The sequence below is a fragment of the Micrococcus lylae genome, assembly GCF_900163825.1.
GTDB lineage: Bacteria > Actinomycetota > Actinomycetes > Actinomycetales > Micrococcaceae > Micrococcus > Micrococcus lylae.
On record NZ_FUKP01000008.1, the window covers coordinates 1 to 24,029 of the forward strand.

Sequence of the window (24,029 nt, forward strand, 5' to 3'; positions counted from 1 at the left end):
GTCACGTCCGTGGGTGCGCCAGCCGCCCCCGTCTGGGATCTTCCCGATCTTCTTCACATCCAGGTGCACCATGTGCCCCGGCCCTCTCGCGGTGATCTTCTGGGGTCGTTGGCGCAGGTCTTCTCCGGCCGGGGTCAGGTCCCGTAGGCGGGAGATCCCGAGCCGGTGCAGCCACCGTCCCACGGTACGAAGACACACCCGGTGGCCTTCGGAGGCGAGGTGGTGATGGATGCGCCGTGCGGACCACTTGCGCTCCCGCCGCAGGGCGTGGATCTGGGCGACCAGGACCGGATCGAGCTGGGCAGGTGAACGGTGCGGCCGGCTGGGCAGGTCCTGAAGTCCTGCCTCGCCCTGAGCCTTGTAGCGGGCCACCCAGGTGGCCACTGTGGGCCGTGAGACCCGGAACTCGGCGGCCACGTGTGCCTGCGGGATCCGGTCGTTCAGGTGGCGGTGGACCATCCTGAGACGGCCAGTGGGGGTCAGGGGTGCGTTAGCGTGAGTCATGAGCGGGTCTCTTCTGGCAGGTGGGTTGTTGAGGAACTTCCATCCTGCGGGAGAGGCCCACTCGTCTCATCTCAGCCCGTACCCCGTGGCAAGAACCTCATGACCCACAACATCTAGCCGGGGGCGTGAGGCCGGGTGGGTGCCGGTGTCTGCCCTCTGCTGCTGATAATCGACGGTTCGTCACGAGATCGAGGAGATTCTCCGCGATCCCCTGACCAACCGTCGATTATCCGGCCCACCGCAGCCGCCACGACACCGGTGCAACCCGCCCGTGCATCGAGCCGACTGCCGGCGGGAGTTGTCCACAGCCGATCGGAGTCGTCCATCCGGATCCCGCAGGCTGGGCACATGGACGACGTTCTCGAACAACGGACCGCTCGGCTTCGGTCGGAGGGTCTCCTCATTCCCGGACAGGGGCCGCTGCTCCGGCTGGCGGACGGAGCGCCCAAGTCGGCCGCGAACCTGCTCGGCAAGCTGTGGACGACCGGGCGCGTCGCCCGGCTCTGCCCCGGGGTCTACATCGGTCTCGAGCGCTGGGCCGCCATGGCGCCATGGGACCGATACACCGCGGCGTGCGCGGCCTATGCGCTCACTCATCCGGCGGCCCGGTTCACCGGTGTGACAGCGGCCCACCTGCACGGCCTCCCGCTCGCGGAGACGCCACGCGAGATCTGGCTTCGATCCCGCGTGCCCGGGCACCGTGCCAAGCGGGCGATGACCGCCTCGCCCTTCTCAGACGCCGCTCGAGGACGGAACCGGCAGAAGCTGTGGGCGCTGCCCGTGGTGCGCTGGACCTGGAACGGCGTCGAGGCCCCGGTCGAAGAGAAGCCGCGGCGCTGGCGTGGCCGGCTTGCGTTGGCTGCCATCGGGTGGACCGCCTGGCCGGCGGCGCCCCTGGCACCGGCCACGGTCGAGGCGCAGCTGAAGGACGGTACGCCGCTCGGTGCTGTCACGGTCGATCCGCTGCCGACGCTGCAGCTTCTCCTGGGGTCCACCCTTCCGTTCCGAGAGGCCGTCGTCGCCCTGGATGGGCTTCACCGCCGTCTGCCCGGTCCCTCTCAGACGTGGGCGGAGAACCATGCCCACAGGCTCAGAAGCAGGGCTGCGACGCAGAGGTTCACCCGGGCCTGGTCCTTCTCGGACGCCCGTGCGGAGTCGGCCGGATAGTCCCTCGCCCGGGCACTCATCCACGAACTGGGGTTCGTGGCGCCGCAGCTCCAGCGGCGCTTCTTCGCGCCGGACGGGCGGGAGGTCGCGCGAACCGACTTCTGGTGGGAGGACGTCCGGGTCGCCGGCGAGTTCGACGGGATCGGCAAGTATGACGTGGACCTCCACGCGGACCCCCGAGACAGGAGGAGTTCCATCAACAGAGAGAAGCAACGGGACGTGGAGCTTCGGAGGGTTTGCCGCGACGTCACGCACTGGACGTGGGCTGACCTGAAGGACCCGCGGCGTCTGGAGGCTGAGCTGCTGCGTGTCGGAGTGCCGCGCAGGCAGGCGTGACGACGCCGCCCGGGTTCCGCGGTGAGCGTGCGCGGGCAGCCCCCGCCAGGATCGACGGTTTGTCATGGGATCGCGGAGAATCTCTGCGATCCCATGACGAACCGTCGATTATCAGCACTGGGGAGCAATGCGGGAGCAACGCGGGAGCACGCCCCTCCCCACTCACCCCAACCTGCGGGCCAGCACCTCGGCGGCGTCGTCGATGAGGGCGCGGAACAGGGCGTCGTCGCGGTGCTCGAGCCAGCCGACGGCCGCCCCGAACAGCCCGGACAGCGCCTGCTCGGCCACCAGGGCGACGTCCGCGTCCCAGGCCAGGCCGGTCCGCGCGGCCATGTCCTCCAGCAGCTGCGCCACCACGGCGCGATACTCGCCCTGGCTCTGCCCGGACAGCGCACGCAGCTCCGGATCCCGCGCCGCCATCAGGGACAGCTCGAAATACGCGGTCTCGGTGTCCGGGTCCGCCATCACCGAGTCCGCATATGCCGTGAACACCTCGGCCACCGCGTGCCGCACGTCCTGTGCCGAGGAGATCTCGCGCTCCCGCTGCGCCGCGGCCAGGTCGCTGAGGTGGCTGATGTCCAGCCGCATGACCTCGCGCAGCAGCTCGTTCTTCGAGGAGAACGCATAGTGCACGGTGCCGTGCGGCATGCCGGCCTCCTTGGCCACAGCGCGGGTGGTCAGGGCCCAGGCGCCGTCGCGCGCCATCACCCGCACGGCGGTCTCGGTCAGCTCCCGACGCCGCTGCTCCAGGGGGACGTGGGTGCGCTTCTCAGCCACGGGTCTGCTCCTTCCCGACGGCGGCGCCAGCCTCGTCCTGCACCGCACCGCAGGTGCCGCCCGGCCGGTCCCCGACGACGGCTCGTGCCTGCGCCTGTCCCTCGCCTCGCGCGGAGGTCGGCTCGGCGGCGCCCCGGCGCACCTCGTCCGCCTCGACCCGGCGCACCTCGTCCGCCTCGACCCGCCGCATCTGCGCGGTGTCCCGTGCGGCCGCGGCCTCGGCGATGAACTGCCGGGCGGCGGCCGGCTGCCCCTGTCTGCCCTCCGAGCGCAGGCCGTGCCAGGCCAGCAGCAGGGTGAGCGCGGCCGTGCCGATGCCGATCGCGGCGACGAGGTCCATGCCGGCCATGAACGCGCCGTCGGCGATCTCGAGGAGGCGGGTGCCGCCGTCGGGAAGGGTCTCGGCGATCCGGTGGGCGGCGGCGAGCGTCTGGGAGGCGGCGTCCGCGGAGGCCGCGTCCATGCCGGGCAGGTCCGCGGTCTCGCGCACCTGCGCCGCATAGAGGGCCATGCCGGCGGTGCCCAGCACCGCGGTTCCCATGGCACCGCCGAACTCATAGCCGGTCTCGGAGATCGCGGCGGCCGCGCCGGCGCGCTCGGGTGGGGCTGCGGTGAGGATGACGTCGTTGGTGAGGGTCTCGGCCAGGCCCACGCCGAGGCCGAACAGGCAGGACAGCAGCGTGAACAGGAGCATGGTCTCGTCCCCGTGCATCTGTGTGCCCGCCCCGAAGCCGCAGATCACCAACCCCAGACCGACCATGATCACGGTGCGCACGGAGACGGTCTTCGCCAGGGCAGGGGCGAGCAGGGTGCCCACCACGGAGGCCGCCGCCAGCGGAAGCATCCACAGGCCGGCCGCAGCCGAGCCCATGCCCTCCACCAGCATCAGGTACTGGGGGAGGAAGAACATCAGGCCCATCAAGGCGAACATGGAGATCACGTTGATGGACACCGCGGAGGTGAAGGCGATGTTCCCGAACAGGGACACGTCGATCATCGGGTTCGCCAGGCGCCGCTGCCGCAGGATGAACCAGGTCAGTGCCGCGCCGCCGGCCGCCAGGCCCACCAGCACGGTCCAGTCCGGGGACTTCGCCGCGGTCTTCAGGGCGTAGACGACGCCGATCAGGCCCACGATGGACAGCAGTGCGGACAGCGGGTCGAAGGGGCCCGGGTGTGGGTCCTTGGACTCCGGCAGCAGGAACGGGGCGAGCAGCAGGAACGCCGCCATGACCGGGACGTTCATGAGGAACACCGAGCCCCACCAGAAGTGCTCGAGCAGCGCACCGCCCACCACGGGGCCGAGCGCGGCTCCGCCGGAGAATGCGGTGGCCCACACGGCGATCGCGGTGCGGCGCTCAGTGCGGTCCGGGAAGATCGTGCGGATCAGGCCGAGGGTGGAGGGCATGAGGGTGGCGCCGCCGATGCCGAGCAGGGCGCGGGCGAGGATCAGCATCTCCGGGGTGGTGGCGAACGCCGCCACCAGGGAGGCGGCGCCGAACAGCGGGGCGCCGATGAGCAGCAGACGCCGGCGCCCGATCCGGTCGCCGAGGGACCCCATGAAGATCAGCAGTCCGGCCAGCAGGAACGAGTAGAGGTCGATGATCCACAGCAGCTGGGTGGAGCTCGGCTGCAGGTCGGCCGACAGAGACGGCACGGCGATGCCGAGCACGGACATGTCGATGGAGATCAGCAGCACGGGCAGGACCAGCACGGCCATCGCGGTCCAGCGGCGGAGTGCGGACACAGGGCACCTCACGGGGAAGTTCGGGTTAGGACGCGGACCATCCTGACACAGAGTTGGCCGGGCGGCCAAGTCCTTTTGGCCATCTGGCCGAAAGTGTGGTGGGCGGCGCCTGCGGCCGGTGCCCCGTCGGTGCGTGCTCAGGCGGATGGGCGCGGGCCGGGGGCCTGCTCGGCGTCCTTCGTCTGTCCCCGGGCGAACCGCTCCGCCCTCGGCGGAGGAGCCTGCTCGGACGCCTCGCCCGGGCCTAGCCTGGTGCCATGATCACTGCACGTCGCCCGAAGGGTGCCCGCCCGCCGGCCTCCGCCACGGACCGCGCTCGGCGTCCCCGCATCAGCCCGCTCCTGCCGACCATGGCCCTCGCCCTGGCCGGCGTCATCGGTGCCGCGATCCGCGGTTCGAAGAACAACTCCGCCCCGACCGCCCGCGAGCGCCGTCAGGCCGGCCGTGGCGGGAAGGCGTGAGCGCCGAGGCCTGCCCCTGCGGGCTCGGCCTGCCCTACGCCGAGTGCTGCGGGAGGGCGCACCAGCGCTTCGCGGCCACCGGAGAGCTGACCGCACCCACCGCCGAGGCCCTCATGCGCTCGCGCTTCGCCGCGTTCGCCCGCCTCGGCGAGGCGGATCCGAACCACGACGACGGCGCGGCGGAGTCTGCCGCGATGGTCGCCTATCTGCGGGCCACCTGGGCCGCCGAGCATCGCCCCTCCGCCGCGGACCTCACCCCGACGCCGGCGGAGCCGGCGGCGCGCTTCACGCGCCTGGCCGTGCTCTCCACCCAGGACGGCGGGCCGTTCCAGGACCGCGGTGTGGTCGAGTTCGTGGCGGTCGGCGAGGGCGAGGGCGGCCGGTTCCGCCTGCACGAGACCAGCCGCTTCCGCCGTGAGGGCGGGGCCTGGGTCTACGTCGACGGCGAGGTGCGCTGACCGGAGGGCGTCGGTCTGCCTCGGGGTGGGCCGGCATCTGACGCCGGCACGTCTCGAATGCGTGCGTCGGCCCGGTCCCGACCTCAGAGGAAGAGGCCGGAGAGGGCCGAGAGGACCAGCGCGGCCAGGCAGAGGACCGCCACGATCGTGACGATCGGCTTCGGACGGCGCGGGGCGTCGTCCTCCTCGAATCCGTGGTGGCGCAGCTCCGGGGGCATCTCGCCCATGGCGGGTCTCCTCATTCCTCGTCCGGGGTGAAACAGGTCCTCGATCCGCCGCTCGAACACCGCGGCGAGGCGGAAGGCGAGCGGGAGCGAGGGGTCGTAGCGGCCCTTCTCCAAGGAGATCACGGTCTGGCGGCAGACGCGATCGCGTCAGGAGGAAACCATGAGGTGGGCCGCTGAAGGCTATGCAGCCGAGGTTGCAGGCACGGCGAGGCCCCCGCACCGCCGCCGGGAAGGCGGAGGTGCGGGGGCCGTCGTCGTGAAGGGGGAGACGCTCCCCCGTCAGCAGAGGATCAGCGGTTCAGGAAGTCCTCGACCGAGGGAACCACCGCACGGGAGTCAAGCAGCTCGCGCTGCATGGCGGCCTCGGTGATGCGGTTGGCGGCCTTGACGGCCTCGGTGCGCATCGTGATCTTGATGTCGTTCTTGTGGGTCGGGGTGCCGGCCACCTGGTGGGCCTCGGTGTCCATCGGCAGCGGCAGGGCCTCGCAGAGCGTGTACTCGTCCGGCATCTCACCGGTCAGGAAGTACTCGCGCACCGGGGCGTCCACACATTCGGAACCGTACGGGAAGACGCCGTGCGAGCCCTCGTTGTCCACGGAGATCAGCGAGGTGTTGCGCAGTACGCCGGCAGCACGGTGGCTGCCCTCATACGGGGTGGCGGCGTCCAGCTCCGTCTGGATGATGACGGCGTCCTGGGCCTTGGCACCACCCGGCTGCTTCGGCATGGAGGTCTGGGCGGGCCAGTACATGCACTCGGACGGGCCCATCATGACGCCGATCCACGGGGCCTTGCGGATCAGGTCCTTGACCCACGAGGTCCAGTAGCCCTTCGACTGGTTCCACTGGCCGTCCTGGCAGCGGATGGCGGAGAAGGTGCCGGAGAAGGTCACCTGATCGCCGGTCTTCACGGCCTCGGCGATGCGGCCGCGGTTCTCCACGGACTCCATGCCCCGGGCGGCGAAGCGGTCGAAGGCCGCCACCTGGTCGGCCGGCATCTCCGCGCGCGCCCGGGCGACGACCTCCTCGAGCTGGGCCTTCGCCTCCTCCGGGGTCTCCGCCTCGGCCTCCTCTGCAGAGATCTTCAGGAACATGCGGATCATCACGCCGGCGAACGGGTAGTCGGCGGTGTTGTACATCGCCGGGAGGATGAACGAGCCGGCGACCATCTGGCCGAGCATCGAGCGGGTGCCGCCGGCGGCCTCCCACTGCTCGCGGATCTCCATCGCGTCGGTGCCCAGGCCGAACTCGTCGTCATGGCGGGCCACCCACGGGAGCATCATGTCCTGGAACTGGCGGTCACGGGAACGCGGTTGCAGGTCCCAGGTGGTCTGGAGGCCGTCACGGGAGACGTCCACGGCGGAGTCCAGCAGGAAGCGGTGGGCGCGCTGCGGGAACTCGCGCTGGTACCAGGAGCCCAGCCAGGTGCCGTAGGAGTAGCCGATGTAGGACAGCTGCTCCTCGCCGAACAGGGCGCGGATGAAGTCCATGTCATACACGGTCTGCTCGGTGGTGATGTACGGGGTGAGCGGGTTCTCGAGGCAGGCCTCGGTCTGAGCCTTCTGGTCCTCCCAGATGTCCGCGTCCGGGTCCGGGGTGTACGTGCACTCCAGCGGAGTGGACTCGCCCACGCCTCGCGGATCGAAGCCGATGAAGTCGTAGGACTCCGCCAGCTCGGGGGCGCGTTCGGCCATGGCCGGACCCCAGGGCAGGCCGGAGCCGCCCGGGCCGCCCGGGTTCACGAGGGCGATGCCCTGGCGGTTCGGGTTGCCCTTCGAGGTCTCGGTCTTGGCGACCCGCAGGGTGATGGTGTTGCCGTCGGTCGGGTTGTGCCAGTCCCGCGGCACGGTCACGTCCGCGCAGGCGGTGCCCGGGATGGCGCCGAAGCGCTCGTTGAGGGACTCCGAGCCGAAGTCGCAGTCCTCCCAGTTCAGCTCTTGGTCCAGCAGGTGCGCGCCGAGGACGCCGGCGTCGTTCACCTGGTTGCCCTTGCCGTTGTTGCCGTTGCCGGGTGCGGCGCTCGCCGGGGCGACGCCTCCCAGGCCCAGGGCGGCGACTGCCGCCACGGCCGCCGAGATCTTCATGTAGCGCGACTTCTTCAGGCTCATGCCCATCGTCCTCATCTGTCGTGTTGTGTTGCCGGGAGTGACACAGGCTTCCCCTCAGACAGTCTGTGTGTGCGCCACATTACAGATCGACGCGAACTGAATGTGGTGGGAATCACTCCGGGGTCATGGTTCCACGGTGCCAGTGCATGGATATTCGACGCCTGACCAGGGCTGTCCGGGCGGTGTGCAACCAGCCGGAGGGCGGTGTGCAACCAGCCGGTCACAGTGTGTCGCGGGGTGCACAGCCGTCGTCAGGCCAGGCGCGAGGTCGCCTCCAGCAGCCGTGCCCGCAGAGCCTGGCCGCGGACTGCGAACTCGCGCTGGCGTCGCGCGTACTCGGCCCGGCCCGCGGGCGTCTCGATGCGGATCGGCTCGAAGCCCCAGTCCACGAGGTCGTAGGGCGAGGCCTTCATGTCCATCTCCCGGATCTCCCAGGCCAGCTCGAAGCAGTCCGCCGCGAGCTCCGAGGGGACCGCCGGCGTGAGCTTGCCGGCCCACTTGTGGAGGTCCATGTTGCCGTGCAGGCATCCGGGCTGCTCCATGTCCCGCATCGTCTGGCGGGTCGGCTGCTCCTCGTTCAGGGCGCGGGCCTCGGGGGCGAAGAAGCGGAAGGCGTCGAAGTGCGTGCAGCGGATCCGCTGGCCCTCCACCACGGCGTTCGTACCCTTGGCGCCGAGGCGCAGGGGCACGGTCGAGTGGCGCACCCCGTGGACCTCGGAGCGATAGGCCATGGCCCACTCGTGGAGGCCGAAGCAGCCGAGGCGGGCCTGGCGGCCGGCGGTACGGCCGAGCAGGTCACGGATGAAGGCGATCCCCGTGGCACGGTCCGCGGCGAAGGTCTCCTGGTCCACGGTCCAGCCGCCCTCCGGGGCGTCAGGGTGCTCGCCGGGGGCGACGCGGCGGTAGTGCGTCCAGCTGTGCCGCGGGGCCTGCGCGAACTCCTCGGCCTCGGCCGCCGCGGCCGAGCCGGCCGAGTCGTCGGCGAGGATGACGCCCAGCCCCGGGTGCCAGCGCTGCAGTGAGCCTGCGGACTGGCTGTAGTACGTGAAGAGGAAGTCGTACACGGGGTGGCGCAGGCCGTCGTCGTGCAGTGCCATGAGCGGATCGGTGCGCTCGGCGATGCGGGCCCGATGCGCCCGGGCAGCGGCGCGCCACTGGGTGGCGGGCAGGACGACGTCGGCCTGCTGGGGTGTGGCAGGGCGGCGGTGGAGGTCAGAGGGGGAGTGCATGACTCCGCCCATTCTTCCCGAATCGCGGGTCCGAGCCGGCTCTCTCCGGACGCCCGGCCCCCGTTGCGTGGCGCGTTCAGATCACATTCAGGTAACGGTCCTGATGTCCAGGGCTTACCCAGGTTAGATTTGCACTCGCGTGTATGGCCTGGATCACGCCCTGAGGGGAAACAAGGGCGCCAGTCGCCGCACCCGCACCGCCCGCCCGGTCCCGGGTGGGGAATCCACATCATTGGTGAGGAAAGGCGAGGTTATGTCTGATAACCCCCAGCGCACCCGGAGGTTCCGGGCCCTGGCCGCCGCCGTCGCCGGTGCCGGCCTGGTCGTGGCGCCCATCGCGGGCGCTCCGGCCATGGCGGCCCCGAACGACGTGCAGGCCAGCTCGACCACCGGCGTGCCGACGATCTCGGACAAGTACGAGGCCGGTCGTTACTTCGTGGTCCTCAAGGACCAGCCCTCGGTGACCTACACCGGCGGCACCGCCGGCTTCGAGGCCACCGCCACGGGCAAGGGCAAGCCGTTCGACGCGAACCGCCCGTCCGTGGCCAAGTACGAGCAGCACCTGGCCATGCGTCAGGAGGCCGTCGCCAAGGGCGCCGGCGTCAAGACGCAGATGAAGTTCAAGCGTGCGCTCAACGCGTTCGTCGCCGAGCTGACCCCGGCCCAGGCCATGCAGCTGGCGAAGGACGACCGCGTCCTCGGCATCGCCAAGGACGAGCAGAACGCTCCGGACTACTCGTCCACCGAGTTCCTGGGCCTGCCCGGTTCCAAGGGCGCCTGGAACAGCACCTACGGCGGTGCGGCGCAGGCCGGCAAGGGCGTCGTGGTCGGCGTCATCGACTCCGGCATCTACCCGGACCAGCCGTTCGTGTCCGGCGAGCCGGTCAAGCCGCTGTCCGGCACCCCGAAGGTCGGCGAGCCGTACAAGACGGCCGACGGGCGCACCGCCATGCTCAAGGCCGACGGCACCACCGCCTACGCCGACTGTGAGACCGGCCCGGACTTCCCCGCCGAGTCCTGCAACGACAAGATCCTGGGCGCCTACGCGTTCTCCGAGGACTTCGAGGCCTTCGTGCCCGCCGAGAACCGTCACCCGTCCGAGCGCATCTCGCCGCTGGGCGTGTTCTCGCACGGCACCCACGTGGCCACCACGATCCTCGGCAACCACGGCACCGAGCAGATCATGAACGACGAGTCCTACGGCGAGGGCTCCGGCGTGGCTCCGGAAGCCAAGCTGATCTCCTACAAGATCTGCTGGGAGGACAACGACCCGAACACCGGCGGCTGCTACACTTCCGCCTCCGTGGCCGCCATCGAGCAGGCGATCGCCAACAACGTGGACGTGCTCAACTACTCGATCTCCGGCAACAACAACTCGATCGTGGATCCGGTGGCCATGGCCTTCCGCTCCGCGGCCGAGGCCGGCATCTTCGTGGCTGCCTCCGCCGGCAACTCCGGCCCGGGCCCGAACACGGTCAACCACTCCTCCCCGTGGCTCACCACGGTCGCCGCCCAGACGTTCTCCAACGAGCTGACCGGCACCATCGAGTTCGAGGACGGCACCAAGGTCCGCGGCGCCTCCGCCGCCACCTCTGAGGCCGGTCCGGCCGAGGTCGTGCTCGCCTCCGAGGTCGCCGCCGGCTCCGACGAGAAGGCCGCGCGCCTCTGCGTGCCGGGCGGACTCTCCGACGAGGCCGCCGGCAAGATCGTGGTCTGCGAGCGCGGCGAAATCGCGCGCGTGGACAAGTCTGCGGCCGTGGCGGAGGCCGGCGGCGTCGGCATGATCCTGGTCAACATGACCGAGGGCTCGCTGGACGCGGACCTGCACTCCGTGCCGACCGTCCACACCAACGACACCTCCGTGATCGACAAGGTGCGTGACAAGGACATCAAGGCCACCATCGTCCCCGAGGACACCACCGGCCTGCCGGAGGAGCCGCTGCCGCAGGTCGCCGGCTTCTCCTCGCGCGGCCCGTCCAACGCGGAGAACCAGGAGTTCCTGAAGCCGGACGTGGGCGCCCCGGGCGTCGCCGTCCTGGCCGGCGTCTCCGCCCTGGACCCGGACTACGGCGGAGACACCTTCGGCCTGATGTCCGGCACCTCCATGGCCTCGCCGAACGTGGCGGGCATGGGAGCCCTGCTGGCCGGCAAGCACACCGACTGGTCCCCGATGGCCATCAAGTCCGCCCTGATGACCACCGCCGACCCGGTGAAGAACTCCGACGGTTCGGACAACCAGGACAACTTCGCCACCGGCGCCGGCTCCGCCAACCCGAAGGCCGCCGCGGCCCCGGGCCTGGTGTACGAGTCCGACGCCAAGCAGTGGGACTCCCTGCTGTTCGGCGACATCGCCGGCCGTGACGTCAACGTCCCGTCCGTCGTGGTCCCGGACGTGGTGGGCTCCACCGAGGTGAAGCGCACCGTGACCGCCACCCAGGCAGGCACCTGGAAGTTCACCTCGGACGTTCCGGGCTTCGAGATCAAGGCCTCCCCGTCGACCGTGACCCTGGCCAAGGGGCAGTCGGCCGAGGTCACCCTGACGATCTCGCGCACCGATGCCGAGCTGGACACCTGGACCCACGGCTCCATGTCCTGGGAGCGCCCGGCCGCCCAGTCGGTGACCTCCCCGGTCACCCTGAAGGCCAAGGCCGCCTCGGTCACCGCCGAGAACGGCACCGCCGACATCGTCGACGAGGGCGCCTCCGGTTCCCACGACGTGGAGGTCAAGGCCGGCATCACCGGCGAGCTGACCCCGACCATCGCGGGTCTGAACCAGAGCGAGTCCGAGGCCATCACCAAGAAGCCGGGCGGTGAGCTCGATGTCGCGGAGAACGAGTCGACCGCCATCCGTGAGGTGAACGTGGCGGAGGGCGTGGAGTCCTTCTCCGTCGCCATCAACTCCGGCCGTGCCGGCTCCGACTGGGACCTGTTCGTCTTCACCCCGTCCGGCCAGCTCATCGAGCGGGCCACCGCTGCGGAGTCCGAGGACGTCACCATCAACTCCCCGGCGGCCGGTCAGTACATCGTCATCGCGCACCTGTACAGCACCGACGACGGATCCAGCGACGACGCCACCCTGGAGACCCTCCAGCTGACCGCCGACGCCGGCAACCTGACCGTGGACCCGAACCCGGTCCCGGTCGTGAAGGGCCAGACCACCAAGACCACCGTCTCCTGGTCCGGCCTGACCGAGGGCACCTGGCGCGGTGTGATCACCTGGGCTCCGGGTGTGACCTCCAACGTCACCATCACCGTGGGTGAGGGCGGCGGCCAGCCGGGCGACCCCGAGGTCTGCGACGTCGAGGACTTCTCGGACAACCCGGAGGGCTCGCAGTTCTACGGAGCCGTGCGCTGGATGCAGTGTGCGGAGATCACCTCCGGCTATGTCGACGGCACGTACAAGAAGCACCGCGACATCACCCGTGGTGAGTCCATCGCCTTCCTGTACCGCTACATCAAGCCGGAGCACACCGCTCCCGCCACCTCGCCGTTCTCTGACCTCTCCACGCGCTTCACGCACTACGAGGCCATCACCTGGGCGGCCCAGGCCGGCGTGACCACCGGCTACCTGGACGGCACCTTCCGTCCGAAGCGCGACGTGAGCCGCGGCGAGTTCGCCTCGTTCATGTACCGCGCCGCCGGTGAGCCGGAGTACACCGCCCCGGCCGAGTCCCCGTACAGGGACATCCTGCCGGGCGCGGCCCACTACAAGGCGATCTCCTGGCTGCACGACCAGGGCATCGTGGAGGGATACGGTGACGGCACCTTCCGTCCCGGCACCGACATCTCCCGCGGTGAGGTCGCCGTGATCATGGAGCGCTTCGACGGCACCCGCTGATCACAGTTCGGATCACCCGGTGATCTGACCTGGCGCAGAGGGCCCCGCACCGGCAACGGTGCGGGGCCCTCCTGCATGCCCGGGAGCGGCACTCCCTAGAATCCTGTCCATGCCCTCGCACGCCGCCCCTGCGCCCTCCGCACCGTTCACGCGCCGTCAGGGACTCTTCGCCGTGAGCCTGACGGGTGTCGCCGGCTTCGTGGACGGGCTGGCCTTCATCCATCTCGGCGGCTACTTCGTCTCCTTCATGTCCGGCAACTCGTCCCGCGCCGGTGCGGATCTGGCCGAGGGGTTCGTGGAGGGCTGGGCGAAGGCGATGGGCCTCGTGGCAGCCTTCGTGGTCGGCGTGATGCTCTCCTCGCATGTGCTGGGCCGCCGACGCCGTCGGCATCGGACGCCGGAGGACGGCCCACAGCTGCCCGCAGTGGCCCTCACCCTCGGCATCCTCGTGGTCGCCGCGCTGCTGGCCGTCGTGGTCGACGTCGCCCCCGAGCCGCTCGCAGGTGCCGCCGACGTCGTGGCCCCGCCGATCATGGCCGCTGCCATGGGTGCCGTGAACGGCACCTTCACCCGCGGGGGAGAGGTGACGGTCGGCCTCACCTACATGACCGGCACCCTGGTGAAGGTGGGGCAGCACCTGGTCGCCGCGTTCTCCGGCGGCAGTCGCACGCTGTGGCTGCACTACCTGGGGCTGTGGGCGGCGATCGCCCTGGGCTCCATCCTCGGAGCGGTGGCCTACCTGCAGGTCGGTCTGCAGGCCCTGTGGTTCGCGGTGGCCTCGCTCGCCCTCTCCCTCGCCCTGGCCCAACGACGACGGCGACGCGCCTGAGCAGGGCGCGGAGGCGTCAGCGCCGGCGCCCGGTGCCGGGCGTCCGGCGACCCGCTCAGCGGCCGGTGCCGCCGTACACGGTGGCCTCCACGTCCGTGTCCATGCCGAAGGCCGAGTGGATGGCCCTCACGGCGGTGTCCAGCTTGTCCTCGCCGGTCACCACGGAGATGCGGATCTCCGAGGTGGAGATCATGTCCACGTTCACGCCGGCCTCGTGCAGGGCCTTGAAGAAGGTCGCGGAGATGCCCGGGTTCGAGCGCATGCCGGCGCCGATCAGGGAGAGCTTGCCGATGGCCTCGTTGTAGACGATGTCCTCGAAGCCGACCCGCTCCTGGGCGGCCCGCAGGGCCTCGCGGGCCTCCTTGCCCTCCACGATCGGCAGGGTGAAGGAGATGTCCGTGCGGCCGGTGCCCTCGCGGGAGACGTTCTGCACGATCATGTCCACGTTCGCGTTGGCCTCGGCGATCACCGCGAAGATCTCGGCGGCCTTGCCCGGGATGTCCGGGACGCCGACGACGGTGACCTTGGCCTCGGAGCGGTCGTGGGCGACGCCGGAGACGATCGGCTGTTCCATGGGTTCGCCTTCCTTGATGGTGATGGTGTCCTCGGGGTCGGGGATCACCCAGGTCCCCTCGTGCTGGGAGAAGGAGGAGCGCACGTGCAGCGGCACGCCGAAGCGTCGGGCGTACTCCACGGAGCGCAGGTGCAGGATCTTGGAGCCGGACGCGGCCATCTCGAGCATCTCCTCGGAGGAGATCCGGTCGATCTTCTTCGCGGAGGGGACCACGCGCGGGTCGGCGGTGTAGACGCCGTCCACGTCCGTGTAGATTTCGCAGACGTCGGCCTTCAGTGCGGCGGCCAGTGCCACGGCGGTGGTGTCCGAGCCGCCCCGGCCCATGGTGGTGATGTCCCGGGACTCCGGGCTCATGCCCTGGAATCCTGCGACGATCGCCACGTGGTCCGTGTCCAGGGCGGTCTTCACGCGGTCCGGATTCACCGAGATGATGCGGGCACGGCCGTAGCTGGTGTCCGTCATCATGCCGGCCTGGGAGCCGGTGTAGGACCGGGCCTGGGAGCCCTCGGCGTGGATCGCCATGGCCAGCAGCGCCATCGAGATGCGCTCGCCGGCGGACAGGAGGATGTCCATCTCGCGGGCGGGGGCGTCGTCGGTGAGCTCAGCGGCGAGGTCGAGGAGCTCGTCCGTGGTGTCGCCCATCGCGGAGACCACCACACACACCTGGTGTCCGGCGCGCTGGGTCTCCACCACGCGCTTGGCCACACGCGTGATGCCGGCGGCGTCCGAGACGGACGAGCCGCCGAACTTCTGCACGATCAGACTCATGGTGTCCTGCCCTTGCGGTTCGGGGTCGGTGAAGCCGGGAACCGGTCCGTGCCCGCACACCGGAAGGGGTGTGGAGCCCATGCTGACCGGGGCCGTCCGGGGTCATCGTAGGCACGGTGCCGGGGCAGGTCCGACATGTGAGGTCGAATGTGTCCAGCCGGTGGACGCCGGAGGCCCGGCCCGCCTCCAGCTCAGACCTGAGACTGATGTGGGCCCGGGCTGGAAGGTGTCATCATGAGTCCATGACACAGATCACCTCGGCCTCGATCCCGGAGGTCCCGCAGCGGCGGGAACCCGGCGGGATCGACGCACACGGCCTGTCCCGCTCCTTCGGGGACGTGAAGGCCGTGCAGGAGATGGCCCTCTCGGTCCCGCCCGGGAAGGTCACCGCACTGGTGGGGCCGAACGGCTCCGGCAAGACGACGCTCATGCTGATCCTGGCCACGCTGTTGCGCCCGGACACCGGCTTCGTCACCGTCGACGGGATCGACGCGATGCGCGACCCGCAGGGCGCCCGCCGGCGGATCGGCTGGATGCCGGACACCCTGGGCGTCTGGGAGTCGCTGACCTGCCTGGAGATCCTGGGGACCATGGGCCGGCTGTACGGCATGTCCGGCGCCGAGGCCGACGCGCGGGCCGCCGAGCAGCTCGAGTGGGTGCAGCTCACCGAGTTCGCCAAGCGCCCCGCCCGTGTGCTCTCCCGCGGCCAGCAGCAGCGGCTGTCCCTGGCTCGAGCCACCGTGCACCGCCCGTCCGTGCTCCTGCTGGACGAGCCGGCCAACGGCCTGGACCCCGGCTCCCGGCTGCGCCTGCGCGACGACGTCCGCCAGATGGCCGCGGACGGGGTGGCCGTGCTGGTCTCCTCCCACGTGCTCTCGGAGCTCGAGGAGATGTCCGACCGCGCGGTGGTCGTCCGCGACGGCACCACGGTCTCCGCCTCGGAACTGGACGACGCCGCGGACCGAGAGCTGCGGTACCGCATCGCCGGCCCGGAGAACGCCCAGGGTGCGGCCCTGACGCGGGCGCTCGAGGAGCGAGGCATCCCCTACACCCACGGCAGGGGACGGCAGCGTGCCGGTGTGGTCGTTGCCGTGTCCGGTCGCCAGGCGGCAGCGCAGCTGCTGGCCGAGCTGGTCGGTGCCGGCGTGCCGATCGCCCACTTCGCGGAGGAGGGCTCCCGTCTGGAGGATGCGTACCTCGCCGCGGAGCGGCCGGCCGCGCCGGGCTCGTCCGGCGCCGGCACGGCGGCCGGGCCGGCAGCGAACGCCGCCCCGCAGGAAGGAGAGACCGCATGAGCCACGTCGGCACCCTCGTGGGGATGGAGCTGCGCCAGCGGATGCGCTCGCGCGGCTGGTACGTGATGCTGGCCGTCTTCTTCGTGCTCACCGGCCTGGTGACCCTCGGCGCGCTGGGCCTGTTCGGCCTGTCCGGGGCGGGGCCGGAGGAGCGGCAGGCCTCCGGCCGGCTGATGTTCGACTTCGTCGCGTTCTTCGTGCTCCTGCTGTCCCTGCTGATCTCCCCGGCGCTGTCCGCGAACGCCATCACGGGCGACCGCGCCGGCGGCACCCTGGCGATCGTCCAGGTCACGCCGGTGCGGACCTGGCAGCTGATGCTCGGCAAGTGGATCGCCGCATGGATCCCCTCGGTGGCGTTCCTGTTGGCGGCGCTGCCCTGGTTGATCGTGACCCTCGTGTTCGGTGACCTGCCGGTGTCCATGCTGCTGCTGGCCTGCCTGGTGCTCATGGTGGAGTTCGCCGTGGTCACCGGACTCGGCGTCGCCGTCTCGGCGATCTCCGGCCGCACCCTGTTCGCCGTGGTGGTGACCTACCTGCTGGTGGCCCTGCTGGGGATCGGCACGCTCATCGGCTTCGGCCTGGGCACCCAGTTCACCAAGACCACGGTGAAGGCCAACTACCCGGACTACTCCTCCACCGCAGACGTCGACTGGCAACCCGGACAGGTAAAGGAGTGCACCGGGCGGCTTCGGGACCAGGAGGTCTCGGACATGCGGCGCATCGGCTGGGCGCTGGCGCCGAACCCGTTCGTGCTCATGTCGGATGCCGTGGCTCCGGCCAGCCGGCTCCTGGACGAACGGGACGCCGCGGTCAATTCCCTCATGACCACGATCTCTGCGGGCACCCGCATCACCCAGCTGTCCCCGGAGGAGACCATCTACTGCGTGGACGGCATCCCGCGGACCACCGGCGAGCCGCTGCTGGTCGAGCGCGGCGGTCTCACCCCGGTCTGGCCGCTCGGCCTGGCCGTACAGGTCGGGTTCGTGGCGGTGCTGATGGTGTTCGGACACCGGCGGCTGAACACTCCGGCCGGACGTCTTCCCCGCGGCCTGCGGATCGCCTGAGCGGCCTCGTCAGCCGTTGAGGAGACGGCGTCCCTCGAAGGCCCGGCCGAGGGTGACCTCGTCCGCGTACTCGAGGTCGCCGCCGACGGGCAGGCCGGAGGCCAGCCGCGTGACGCGGATGCCGGTGGCGCCGAGCATCCGGCCCAGGTAGGTGGCGGTGGCCTCGCCCTCGAGGTTGGGGTCGGTGGCGAGGATGACCTCGTGGATGACGTCGTCCTGGAGGCGGGTGAGCAGTTCGCGCACGTGCAGCTGCTCCGGGCCGATGCCGGCGATCGGATTGATGGAGCCGCCGAGCACGTGGTACCTGCCGCGGTAGGCGCGGGTGCGTTCGATCGCCATCACGTCCTGCGACTCCTCCACCACGCAGAGCAGGGACGTGTCCCGCTTGTCGTCACGGCAGATGGCGCAGCGCTCCTGTTCGGAGACGTTGAAGCAGAGCTCGCAGAGCTTCACCTTCTCCTTCACGGTCCGGATCGCGTCGGACAGACGCAGCATGTCCTCGGACTCGGCTTCCAGGATGTGGAAGGCGATGCGCTGCGCGGACTTCGGACCGATGCCCGGCAGCCGGCCGAGCTCGTCGATGAGGTCCTGGACGGCACCGTCGTACACGTGTCACCTGTGGCTTTCTCGCGGCGCGTGGGGTGCCGCGTGGATGGAGTGTCCGCGTCGGCGGCGCGGGCAGGTCAGCTGTTCGGCTGCTCTTCGATGAGGCGGGCGCCGAGGATCCGCTCGACCACGGCGCGGCCGACGAGGCCGGACTCCTCGAGCGAGATGTCGTCGTCGCTGGCGACCTCGTCCTCCCAGGATACGGAGGGCTTGGCCTCGGCCGGCGGGGTCGTCGGCTCGGGGCGGGGTGCCCGGCCGCGGGCGGCATCACGGGCCGCCTGGACGGCCGCCGCACGCGGGTCGAGTGCCGGCCTCTCGCTTCCCGACGACGGCTCCTCACCTCCGCCTGCCTCCCCGCCTGGCGGACGGGACAGGTCGGCTGCGCTGGGACGGCCGCCCTGAGACGGGTCCGCGGCGCCGGGTCCGCCCGGTGCGCCGGAGCCGGGCACGCCTCCGGGACCGCCGGATCCCTCGTTCACCGGGGGATCGGCCGAGCCGCCCTCGGCCATGCGCTGCATCAGGGCACCGAACCAGGAGGCGGGGTGTCCTCCACCGCGCTCGGCGAGGGCCTTCGGGTCGTTGCCGGCGGCGGCCGCGGCGAAGGCGACCTCCCGGGCGGAGCGGGCACCGGTGGAGCGCTCGCCGGACGGGGAGCCCGCCGAGTCCTTGCCGGGGAGGCCGGGGACTCCGGTCTCCTGCGTCGCGGACGAGTCGTCGTGGTCCGGGGCGGGGACGCCCGGGTCCGGTGAGTCGTCACTGCTGGGACGGCGGGAGGATGGACCCTCTGAATCGGCAGCCGAAGCGTTCGGGCGCGGGTCGTCCTCGGCGGAGCGGTCGAAGCCCTGCGGTCTCAGGTTGCCGAAGCGGGCGGCGAACTCGGCGCGCAGCTCGGACTCCGGCCGCGCGAACACCGGGATCGAGTGCTCGACCTCCGGGACCAGGGGGCCCGGGTCGTAGGCCGGCAACGGGGAGCCCTCGGCCGAGGATGACGGGCCGGCCGGGTCGGTGCCCTGCGGTGCGGACGACTCGGCGGACGGGTCGACCTTGCCGCCCTGGACCGAGGCCGACGCGTCCTCCAGAGCCTGAGGGTCCTGACGGTCCTGACGGTCTTGTCGGTGCTCGTCAGCGGTTGTGTCGTCGTCCGCGTCGTCCGCGTCGTCCGCGTCGTCCGCGGCGGGCGCGGCGGGCGCGGAGGAACCGGAGGCGCCGAAGGTCTGCTCGGCCTCGGAGCCGGTGTCCTCCGGGCTCCAGCCCTCGGGACCGGCCGAGTCCTCCATGTCCGAATCCGGGTCGAACTCGGGGATGTCGGCCCACGGGTCGTCGCCCGGGGACCCGGAGGGGCCGCCCCAGTCCGGGGCGGTGTCCTGCGGGGTGCCCCAGGCGTCTGGGGAGGGCGCCGGCGGGGGAGTGGTCTCACGATTGGCCGGCCGCTGGCGCTGCTCGTGCTCAGGCGGGGCCGGTCGCTCGGGCTGCGGCGTCTGAGGGCGCGGACGCTCGGGGTGCTGCGGGCTTGGGCGCTCGGGCTGCTGCGGCACCATGGGGGCCGAGTCCTGCGCGGGCTGGGGGCCTGGATTCTGCGGCGTTCCGCCGTTCACAGGTCCGGCCGCCGGGGAGGGGCGGCCCTCAGCTTTTGGGTGCCGGTCTCCCTGGGGGCCGTCGCCGCCGAGGATCAGGTCCAACTCGGGACGGATGCCGAGGACGCGGTGCACGGCCTCCGCGAGCACCTGGTCGCCGCGGCGGTTCAGCAGGGAGCGTCGCGGGCCGTCCTGGGTGAAGCCGACGGTGAGCAGACGGCCGTCGAAGCCGGCGACGGACGCGTTGTCCTTGACCAGCATCCACACCAGGCGGGAGGAGTCCTCGAGCGCGGCGAGGATGTCCGGCCAGGCGCGGCGCACCATCTCCACAGAGTTCGTGGCCTGGCCGCCGGACGGCGGCTGCTCCGAGGCGGGGGTCGAGGAGTCTGTGCCCTCGGCGGCGTCCGGTGCGCCGGGGGTCTCCACCGGCGGGGCCTCGCTCTGCGGCCCCTGCGTCGAGGGAGCCTCGGTCGACGGTGTCTGCGGAGCCTCGGCTGGCGACCCTTGCGCCGAGGGAGCCTCGGTCGGCGGTGTCTGCGGAGCCTCGGCTGGCGACCCCTGCGCCGAGGGAGCCTCGGCCGTCGGAGCCTCGGCCTGCGGTGCCTGCGGTGCCTGCGGTGCCGTCGGTGCCTGTGGACGCTGCGAGACCTGCGGCGCCTCCTGAACCTGCTGGGCCGCTGGGGCCTGCTCGGCCGCCGGAGCGCCCTGACCGCCCGGCGCGGTGTCCTGCCGGCGCATGGCGGCACGGGCGAGCGCGGCGCCGGACAGTCCGGCCGCGGCGGCCACGCCACCGCCGCCGTCTGCACCGTCACTGGCGGCTTCGGCGCTGCGGGCCGCACCGTCCGGGGTGCGCCCTGCAGCCGCTGCATCGGCGGCAGGCGAGGCGGGCTGGGAGGGCGCGGGGCCGTCGTCGGGAAGGGAGCCGCCGGCGTAGGCGAGGCGACGCTCCAGGGCCTCCAGGCGGGCGGACAGGCCGCGGTGGGTGTCATCGGAGGCGGGCAGCAGCAGACGGGCCATGAGCAGCTCGAGGTGCAGGCGTGGGCTGGTGGCGCCGACCATCTCGGACAGGGCCTCATTGGTGATGTCCGCGAGCCGGGAGAGCTCGGCGCGGCTCAGCTGGGCGGCCTGCGCGGCCAGACGCCGGACCTGGTCCTCCGGCACCCCGTGGAGCACCGCGGACGCCTGGTCCGGCATGGCGCGGGCGATCACCAGGTCACGGAAGCGGTCCAGGAGGTCCTCCACGAACCGTCGCGGATCCTGTCCGGCCTGCACCACGCGGTCCACGGCCTTGAACACGGTCTGCGAGTCGTCCGCGGCGAGGGCGTCGATGACGTCGTCCAGCAGGGCCTCGGGGGTGAAGCCGAGCAGGTTCACCGCGAGGTCGTAGTCCACGCGCCCCTCGGCGGCGCCGGCGATCAGCTGGTCCAGCACGGACAGGGTGTCTCGCACCGAGCCGGTGCCGGCGCGCACCACCAGTGGCAGCACGCCCGGGTCCACCTGCGTCTGCTCGGAGGCGCACAGCTGCTCCAGGTACGCGATCAGCGGCTCCGGCGGCACCAGCCGGAACGGGTAGTGGTGGGTGCGGGAGCGGATGGTGCCGATGACCTTGTCCGGCTCCGTGGTGGCGAAGATGAACTTCAGGTGCTCCGGCGGCTCCTCCACGATCTTCAGCAGGGCGTTGAAGCCCGCCGAGGTGACCATGTGGGCCTCGTCGATGATGAGGATCTTGTAGCGGTCCCGGACCGGGGCGAACGTGGCGCGCTCGCGCAGGCCGCGGGCGTCCTCCACGCCGCCGTGCGAGGCGGCGTCGATCTCCAGCACGTCCAGCGATCCGGGGCCGCCGGTGGCGAGGTCCCGGCACGAGTCACACTCGCCGCACGGGGTGGACGTCGGGCCCTGGGCACAGTTCAGGCAGCGGGCCAGGATGCGTGCCGAGGTCGTCTTGCCGCAGCCGCGCGGACCGGAGAACAGGTACGCGTGGTTCACCCGGTCCTTGGACAGGGCAGTCCGCAGCGGGACGGTGACGTGGTCCTGCCCGATGACGTCCTCGAACCGGTCAGGGCGGTAGCGGCGATACAGGGCGGTGCTCACCCGTAGAACACTATCCGGTGTGCCGGACGTCATGGAACGGCCACGGAATACCTGTGGACGGCCGTTCCGTTGCGCCCATCATGACTCAGACCACCGCAGACCTGCGCAACGACGCCGAGCAGCACGCCCGCTCCACCGCCCCCGAGGACATGGGGGTGCGACTGGACCGCAAGGCGCTCGACGCACTGTTCGAGGGCTCCCACACCACCCAGCTGTTCACCGATGAGAGGGTGGACCCCGAGCTGATCCGCCGCGTCTACGAGGACCTGCGCTGGGCCCCGACCGCCATGAACAATCAGCCCCTGCGCCTCGAGCTGATCGAGTCGGAGGAGGCCAAGGCCCGGCTGCTGCCGCACATGATCGCCTTCAACCAGGAGAAGACGCGGCGGGCGCCGCTGACGCTGATCGCCTCCTATGACCTGGACTGGCACCGCCACATGCCGCACCTCGCCCCGTTCCGCGAGGGCTTCGCCGAGGACGCGGAGGGCAAGCCGGGCATGCGCGAGGGCATGGGCCGCACGAACGGCTGGCTGCAGATCGGCTACCTGATCCTCGCGCTGCGCGCCCACGGCCTGCAGGTCGGCCCCATGGCCGGCTTCGACGGCGACGGCATCGACGCCGAGTTCCATGGGGACACCAACTGGAAGTCCCTGCTCGTGCTCAACGTGGGTCACGCCCCGGCCGGCCACGAGAAGGCCCAGCAGCCCCGCCAGGGCCGCCTGGAGTTCGACCAGGTCGCCACGGTCCTCTGACTGCCCCGCGGGCACAGGGACGACGACGGCACAGGGCCCCGGAGCGCTTGCTCCGGGGCCCTGTGGTCGTCCGGGGGAGGAGTGCTCGGCGGTACGGGCGGTGGCGGCCCGTGGGTTCAGGCGGTGAAGGCGGTCTCGTCGAAGACCCAGGCCCGGCGGGGCAGCGCCCGGGGGTCGAACACGGCGACCGCGTCCTCGAGAGGCCCTGCCGGCAGGCCGACGGAGGCGAGCATGACGTCCCGCACGCGCTCGCCGACCGCGCTCAGGTTCGCGGGGGCGCCGACGGCGGCGAGGTCCTCGAGGGTGACGGCCCCGTCCCGCTTGGCCAGGCGACGGCCCTCGGCGTTCACCACGAGCGGGACGTGCAGGTACTCGGTGTCCGGGCAGTCGTCGCCGCGGGCGACGCAGAGCGCCTCGGCCAGCCAGCGCTGCCGCGGGGCGGAGTCGAGCAGGTCGTCACCGCGGACGACCTGGTCGACGCCCTGCTCGAGGTCGTCCACCACCACGGCAAGGTTGTAGGCGTAGGCGCCGTCGTTGCGGCGGAGGACCACGTCGTCCACCAGCCCCGTGACGGTGCCGTGGAGCAGGTCACGGGCGGAAGCCTCCGGGAACTGCCCTGAGGGGAGCCCTTCGATCCGGGCGGCGTCCACGCGAAGTGCCGCGGGGCGCTCGGCACGGCGGCGGTCCCGCTCGGCCGCGGACAGGTTCCGGCAGGTGCCCGGGTAGAAGCCGGGTGGACGAAGAGGCGCCGGGGAGGCGGAGGAGGGGCGGTCGTCGTGCTGTCCGGCGGGTCCGTTGGGCGCGGAGGAGGCTTCTGCGATGTCCTTGCGGGAGCAGTAGCACTCGTAGACGGCGTCCTCGCCGAAGCGGGTGCGCAGGGCTGCGACGGCGTCCGCGTACAGGGCGGTGCGCTCGGACTGGCGGACCGGCTCGGCGTCCCAGGTGATGCCGACGGCCGCCAGCTCGGCGAGCTGCTCCTCCTCGGCGCCGGAACGGACACGGTCCAGGTCCTCCACACGGAGCAGGAACGGGCGGCCGGAGGCGCGGGCGGCGATCCAGGCGAGCATCCCGGTGCGCAGATTGCCCACGTGGAGTCGGCCGGTGGGGGAGGGGGCGTAGCGACCGGCGGGCATCGTCAGGCTCCTCGGTGTGCGGGCCGGAGACGCCGTGCGGCGCATGGACCCGGGGAAAGTGAAGACCCCCCACGCACCTGCCAGAGCCCACCTACCCTTGCTACCTTCCGGTCCTGGGGGAGTTCAGCGAGATGACACCACGTGAGGGGCCGTCGACGAGTCTAGCAGTGAACCGGGGGACGAGCGATTCAGTGGTCGATTGGCATCGTCGGGAATCTGTGGTGTAGGCTCATCTGTGCCCTTGACCGGTTCGCCGGCAAGGGTGAACCAAGGAGGATTCGCCTAGCGGCCTATGGCGCACGCCTGGAACGCGTGTTGGGTTAACAGCCCTCGGGGGTTCAAATCCCCCATCCTCCGCGGAAGAAAAGCCCTCGGACTTCGGTCCGGGGGCTTTTCGCATGTCCGAAAGCCCTGAAAGACGCGTCGTGCCCCCTCGGTGACGTATGCTTCACCACCAACCGAGGGTGTTCTGCCTCACATAGCGCCAGACCGGCGAG

Annotated in this window: 18 protein-coding genes, 1 tRNA gene, 1 other RNA gene and 1 pseudogene; 10 read left to right on the forward strand and 11 right to left on the reverse strand. The window is 71.3% G+C overall.

Translation table 11 applies throughout. From position 1 onward, the window contains the following. The coding region (locus FM125_RS01250) for a helix-turn-helix domain-containing protein (protein WP_143745174.1) at positions 1-504 on the reverse strand (504 nt) is incomplete at its 3' end. Positions 505-852: 348 nt separating this feature from the next. Between FM125_RS01250 and FM125_RS01255 the strand changes: the two genes are divergently transcribed. Both FM125_RS01255 and FM125_RS12190 read left to right on the forward strand, forming a co-directional pair. After that, on the forward strand, positions 853-1,671 hold the full coding sequence (locus FM125_RS01255; RefSeq protein WP_245829697.1) for a hypothetical protein: 819 nt from the start codon (positions 853-855) through the stop codon (positions 1,669-1,671). Positions 1,672-1,707: 36 nt separating this feature from the next. After that, positions 1,708-2,007: a hypothetical protein gene (locus FM125_RS12190; RefSeq protein ID WP_245829699.1), complete on the forward strand. Its 300-nt coding sequence runs from the start codon at positions 1,708-1,710 to the stop codon at positions 2,005-2,007. Between the two features lie 162 nt (positions 2,008-2,169). On the opposite strand, the gene FM125_RS01260 is transcribed toward FM125_RS12190, so the two are convergent. After that, positions 2,170-2,784, reverse strand: coding sequence for a TetR/AcrR family transcriptional regulator (locus FM125_RS01260; RefSeq protein ID WP_087133394.1), 615 nt, complete (start codon positions 2,782-2,784; stop codon positions 2,170-2,172). Beyond that, positions 2,777-4,528 carry an MFS transporter gene (locus FM125_RS01265; protein WP_245829701.1) on the reverse strand — a complete coding sequence of 584 codons (1,752 nt, stop codon included), beginning with the start codon at positions 4,526-4,528 and terminating at the stop codon, positions 2,777-2,779. The genes FM125_RS01260 and FM125_RS01265 overlap by 8 nt, the downstream gene beginning before the upstream one ends. A gap of 257 nt (positions 4,529-4,785) precedes the next feature. Here FM125_RS01265 and FM125_RS12195 point away from each other — a divergent pair, with 257 nt between their 5' ends. Together FM125_RS12195 and FM125_RS12200 are read left to right on the forward strand one after the other, a co-directional pair. Further along, positions 4,786-4,989 carry a hypothetical protein gene (locus FM125_RS12195; RefSeq protein ID WP_087133395.1) on the forward strand — a complete coding sequence of 68 codons (204 nt, stop codon included), beginning with the start codon at positions 4,786-4,788 and terminating at the stop codon, positions 4,987-4,989. After that, positions 4,986-5,447 carry a YchJ family protein gene (locus FM125_RS12200; RefSeq protein WP_087133396.1) on the forward strand — a complete coding sequence of 154 codons (462 nt, stop codon included), beginning with the start codon at positions 4,986-4,988 and terminating at the stop codon, positions 5,445-5,447. Before FM125_RS12195 ends, FM125_RS12200 begins: the two co-directional genes overlap by 4 nt. Before the next feature lie 251 nt (positions 5,448-5,698). On the opposite strand, the pseudogene FM125_RS01280 reads toward FM125_RS12200, so the two are convergent. The 3 genes and pseudogenes from FM125_RS01280 to FM125_RS01290 all read right to left on the reverse strand — a co-directional run. After that, positions 5,699-5,812, reverse strand: a pseudogene (locus FM125_RS01280) (helix-turn-helix transcriptional regulator); the annotation flags it as partial. Between the two features lie 152 nt (positions 5,813-5,964). Next, positions 5,965-7,779 (reverse strand): alpha/beta hydrolase, encoded by a 1,815-nt coding sequence (locus FM125_RS01285; RefSeq protein ID WP_245829703.1) that lies wholly within the window; start codon positions 7,777-7,779, stop codon positions 5,965-5,967. Positions 7,780-8,030: 251 nt separating this feature from the next. Then, positions 8,031-9,008 carry a 3-methyladenine DNA glycosylase gene (locus FM125_RS01290; protein ID WP_087133406.1) on the reverse strand — a complete coding sequence of 326 codons (978 nt, stop codon included), beginning with the start codon at positions 9,006-9,008 and terminating at the stop codon, positions 8,031-8,033. 253 nt (positions 9,009-9,261) lie between these two features. Here FM125_RS01290 and FM125_RS01295 point away from each other — a divergent pair, with 253 nt between their 5' ends. Both FM125_RS01295 and FM125_RS01300 read left to right on the forward strand, forming a co-directional pair. After that, on the forward strand, positions 9,262-12,846 hold the full coding sequence (locus FM125_RS01295) for a S8 family serine peptidase (protein ID WP_087133398.1): 3,585 nt from the start codon (positions 9,262-9,264) through the stop codon (positions 12,844-12,846). Positions 12,847-12,955: 109 nt separating this feature from the next. Then, positions 12,956-13,675: a YoaK family protein gene (locus FM125_RS01300; RefSeq protein WP_087133399.1), complete on the forward strand. Its 720-nt coding sequence runs from the start codon at positions 12,956-12,958 to the stop codon at positions 13,673-13,675. Between the two features lie 55 nt (positions 13,676-13,730). Here the strand turns inward: FM125_RS01300 and FM125_RS01305 are convergent, their stop codons facing one another. Then, the gene (locus FM125_RS01305; RefSeq protein WP_070637067.1) at positions 13,731-15,017 is read right to left on the reverse strand and encodes an aspartate kinase; all 1,287 of its coding nucleotides are present in this window, start codon (positions 15,015-15,017) and stop codon (positions 13,731-13,733) included. Between the two features lie 242 nt (positions 15,018-15,259). Here FM125_RS01305 and FM125_RS01310 point away from each other — a divergent pair, with 242 nt between their 5' ends. Both FM125_RS01310 and FM125_RS01315 read left to right on the forward strand, forming a co-directional pair. Beyond that, on the forward strand, positions 15,260-16,312 hold the full coding sequence (locus FM125_RS01310; protein ID WP_087133400.1) for an ABC transporter ATP-binding protein: 1,053 nt from the start codon (positions 15,260-15,262) through the stop codon (positions 16,310-16,312). Then, positions 16,309-17,376 (forward strand): ABC transporter permease, encoded by a 1,068-nt coding sequence (locus FM125_RS01315; protein WP_070637071.1) that lies wholly within the window; start codon positions 16,309-16,311, stop codon positions 17,374-17,376. The genes FM125_RS01310 and FM125_RS01315 overlap by 4 nt, the downstream gene beginning before the upstream one ends. A 9-nt stretch (positions 17,377-17,385) precedes the next feature. Here the strand turns inward: FM125_RS01315 and recR are convergent, their stop codons facing one another. Beyond that, a complete protein-coding gene (recR, locus tag FM125_RS01320; protein ID WP_067189286.1) occupies positions 17,386-17,985 on the reverse strand; it encodes a recombination mediator RecR in 600 nt (199 codons plus the stop codon). A gap of 74 nt (positions 17,986-18,059) precedes the next feature. Further along, entirely contained in the window at positions 18,060-21,647 is a 3,588-nt protein-coding gene (locus tag FM125_RS01325; RefSeq protein WP_087133401.1) for a DNA polymerase III subunit gamma and tau, read from the reverse strand. Positions 21,648-21,727: 80 nt separating this feature from the next. Here FM125_RS01325 and FM125_RS01330 point away from each other — a divergent pair, with 80 nt between their 5' ends. Continuing rightward, positions 21,728-22,399: a malonic semialdehyde reductase gene (locus FM125_RS01330; RefSeq protein ID WP_245829705.1), complete on the forward strand. Its 672-nt coding sequence runs from the start codon at positions 21,728-21,730 to the stop codon at positions 22,397-22,399. A gap of 116 nt (positions 22,400-22,515) precedes the next feature. Here FM125_RS01330 and gluQRS read toward each other — a convergent pair whose 3' ends face one another. Both gluQRS and ffs read right to left on the reverse strand, forming a co-directional pair. Further along, positions 22,516-23,532, reverse strand: a complete 1,017-nt coding sequence (gluQRS, locus tag FM125_RS01335) for a tRNA glutamyl-Q(34) synthetase GluQRS (protein WP_087133402.1) — start codon at positions 23,530-23,532, stop codon at positions 22,516-22,518. A gap of 57 nt (positions 23,533-23,589) precedes the next feature. After that, an RNA gene (gene ffs / locus FM125_RS01340) (signal recognition particle sRNA small type) lies at positions 23,590-23,686 on the reverse strand. A gap of 117 nt (positions 23,687-23,803) precedes the next feature. Here ffs and FM125_RS01345 point away from each other — a divergent pair. Beyond that, positions 23,804-23,889: transfer RNA gene (locus FM125_RS01345), tRNA-Ser, on the forward strand. Positions 23,890-24,029: the final 140 nt, after the last annotated feature.

Bases quoted from the DNA above. Each gene is read 5' to 3' on its own strand.
- FM125_RS01255 (WP_245829697.1), top strand. From the start codon at position 853: ATGGACGACGTTCTCGAACAACGGACCGCTCGGCTTCGGTCGGAGGGT.
- FM125_RS12195 (WP_087133395.1), top strand. From the start codon at position 4,786: ATGATCACTGCACGTCGCCCGAAGGGTGCCCGCCCGCCGGCCTCCGCC.
- FM125_RS01285 (WP_245829703.1), bottom strand. From the start codon at position 7,779: ATGAGCCTGAAGAAGTCGCGCTACATGAAGATCTCGGCGGCCGTGGCG.
- FM125_RS01290 (WP_087133406.1), bottom strand. From the start codon at position 9,008: ATGCACTCCCCCTCTGACCTCCACCGCCGCCCTGCCACACCCCAGCAG.
- FM125_RS01295 (WP_087133398.1), top strand. From the start codon at position 9,262: ATGTCTGATAACCCCCAGCGCACCCGGAGGTTCCGGGCCCTGGCCGCC.
- FM125_RS01300 (WP_087133399.1), top strand. From the start codon at position 12,956: ATGCCCTCGCACGCCGCCCCTGCGCCCTCCGCACCGTTCACGCGCCGT.
- FM125_RS01305 (WP_070637067.1), bottom strand. From the start codon at position 15,017: ATGAGTCTGATCGTGCAGAAGTTCGGCGGCTCGTCCGTCTCGGACGCC.
- FM125_RS01310 (WP_087133400.1), top strand. From the start codon at position 15,260: ATGACACAGATCACCTCGGCCTCGATCCCGGAGGTCCCGCAGCGGCGG.
- FM125_RS01315 (WP_070637071.1), top strand. From the start codon at position 16,309: ATGAGCCACGTCGGCACCCTCGTGGGGATGGAGCTGCGCCAGCGGATG.
- FM125_RS01330 (WP_245829705.1), top strand. From the start codon at position 21,728: ATGACTCAGACCACCGCAGACCTGCGCAACGACGCCGAGCAGCACGCC.
- gluQRS (WP_087133402.1), bottom strand. From the start codon at position 23,532: ATGCCCGCCGGTCGCTACGCCCCCTCCCCCACCGGCCGACTCCACGTG.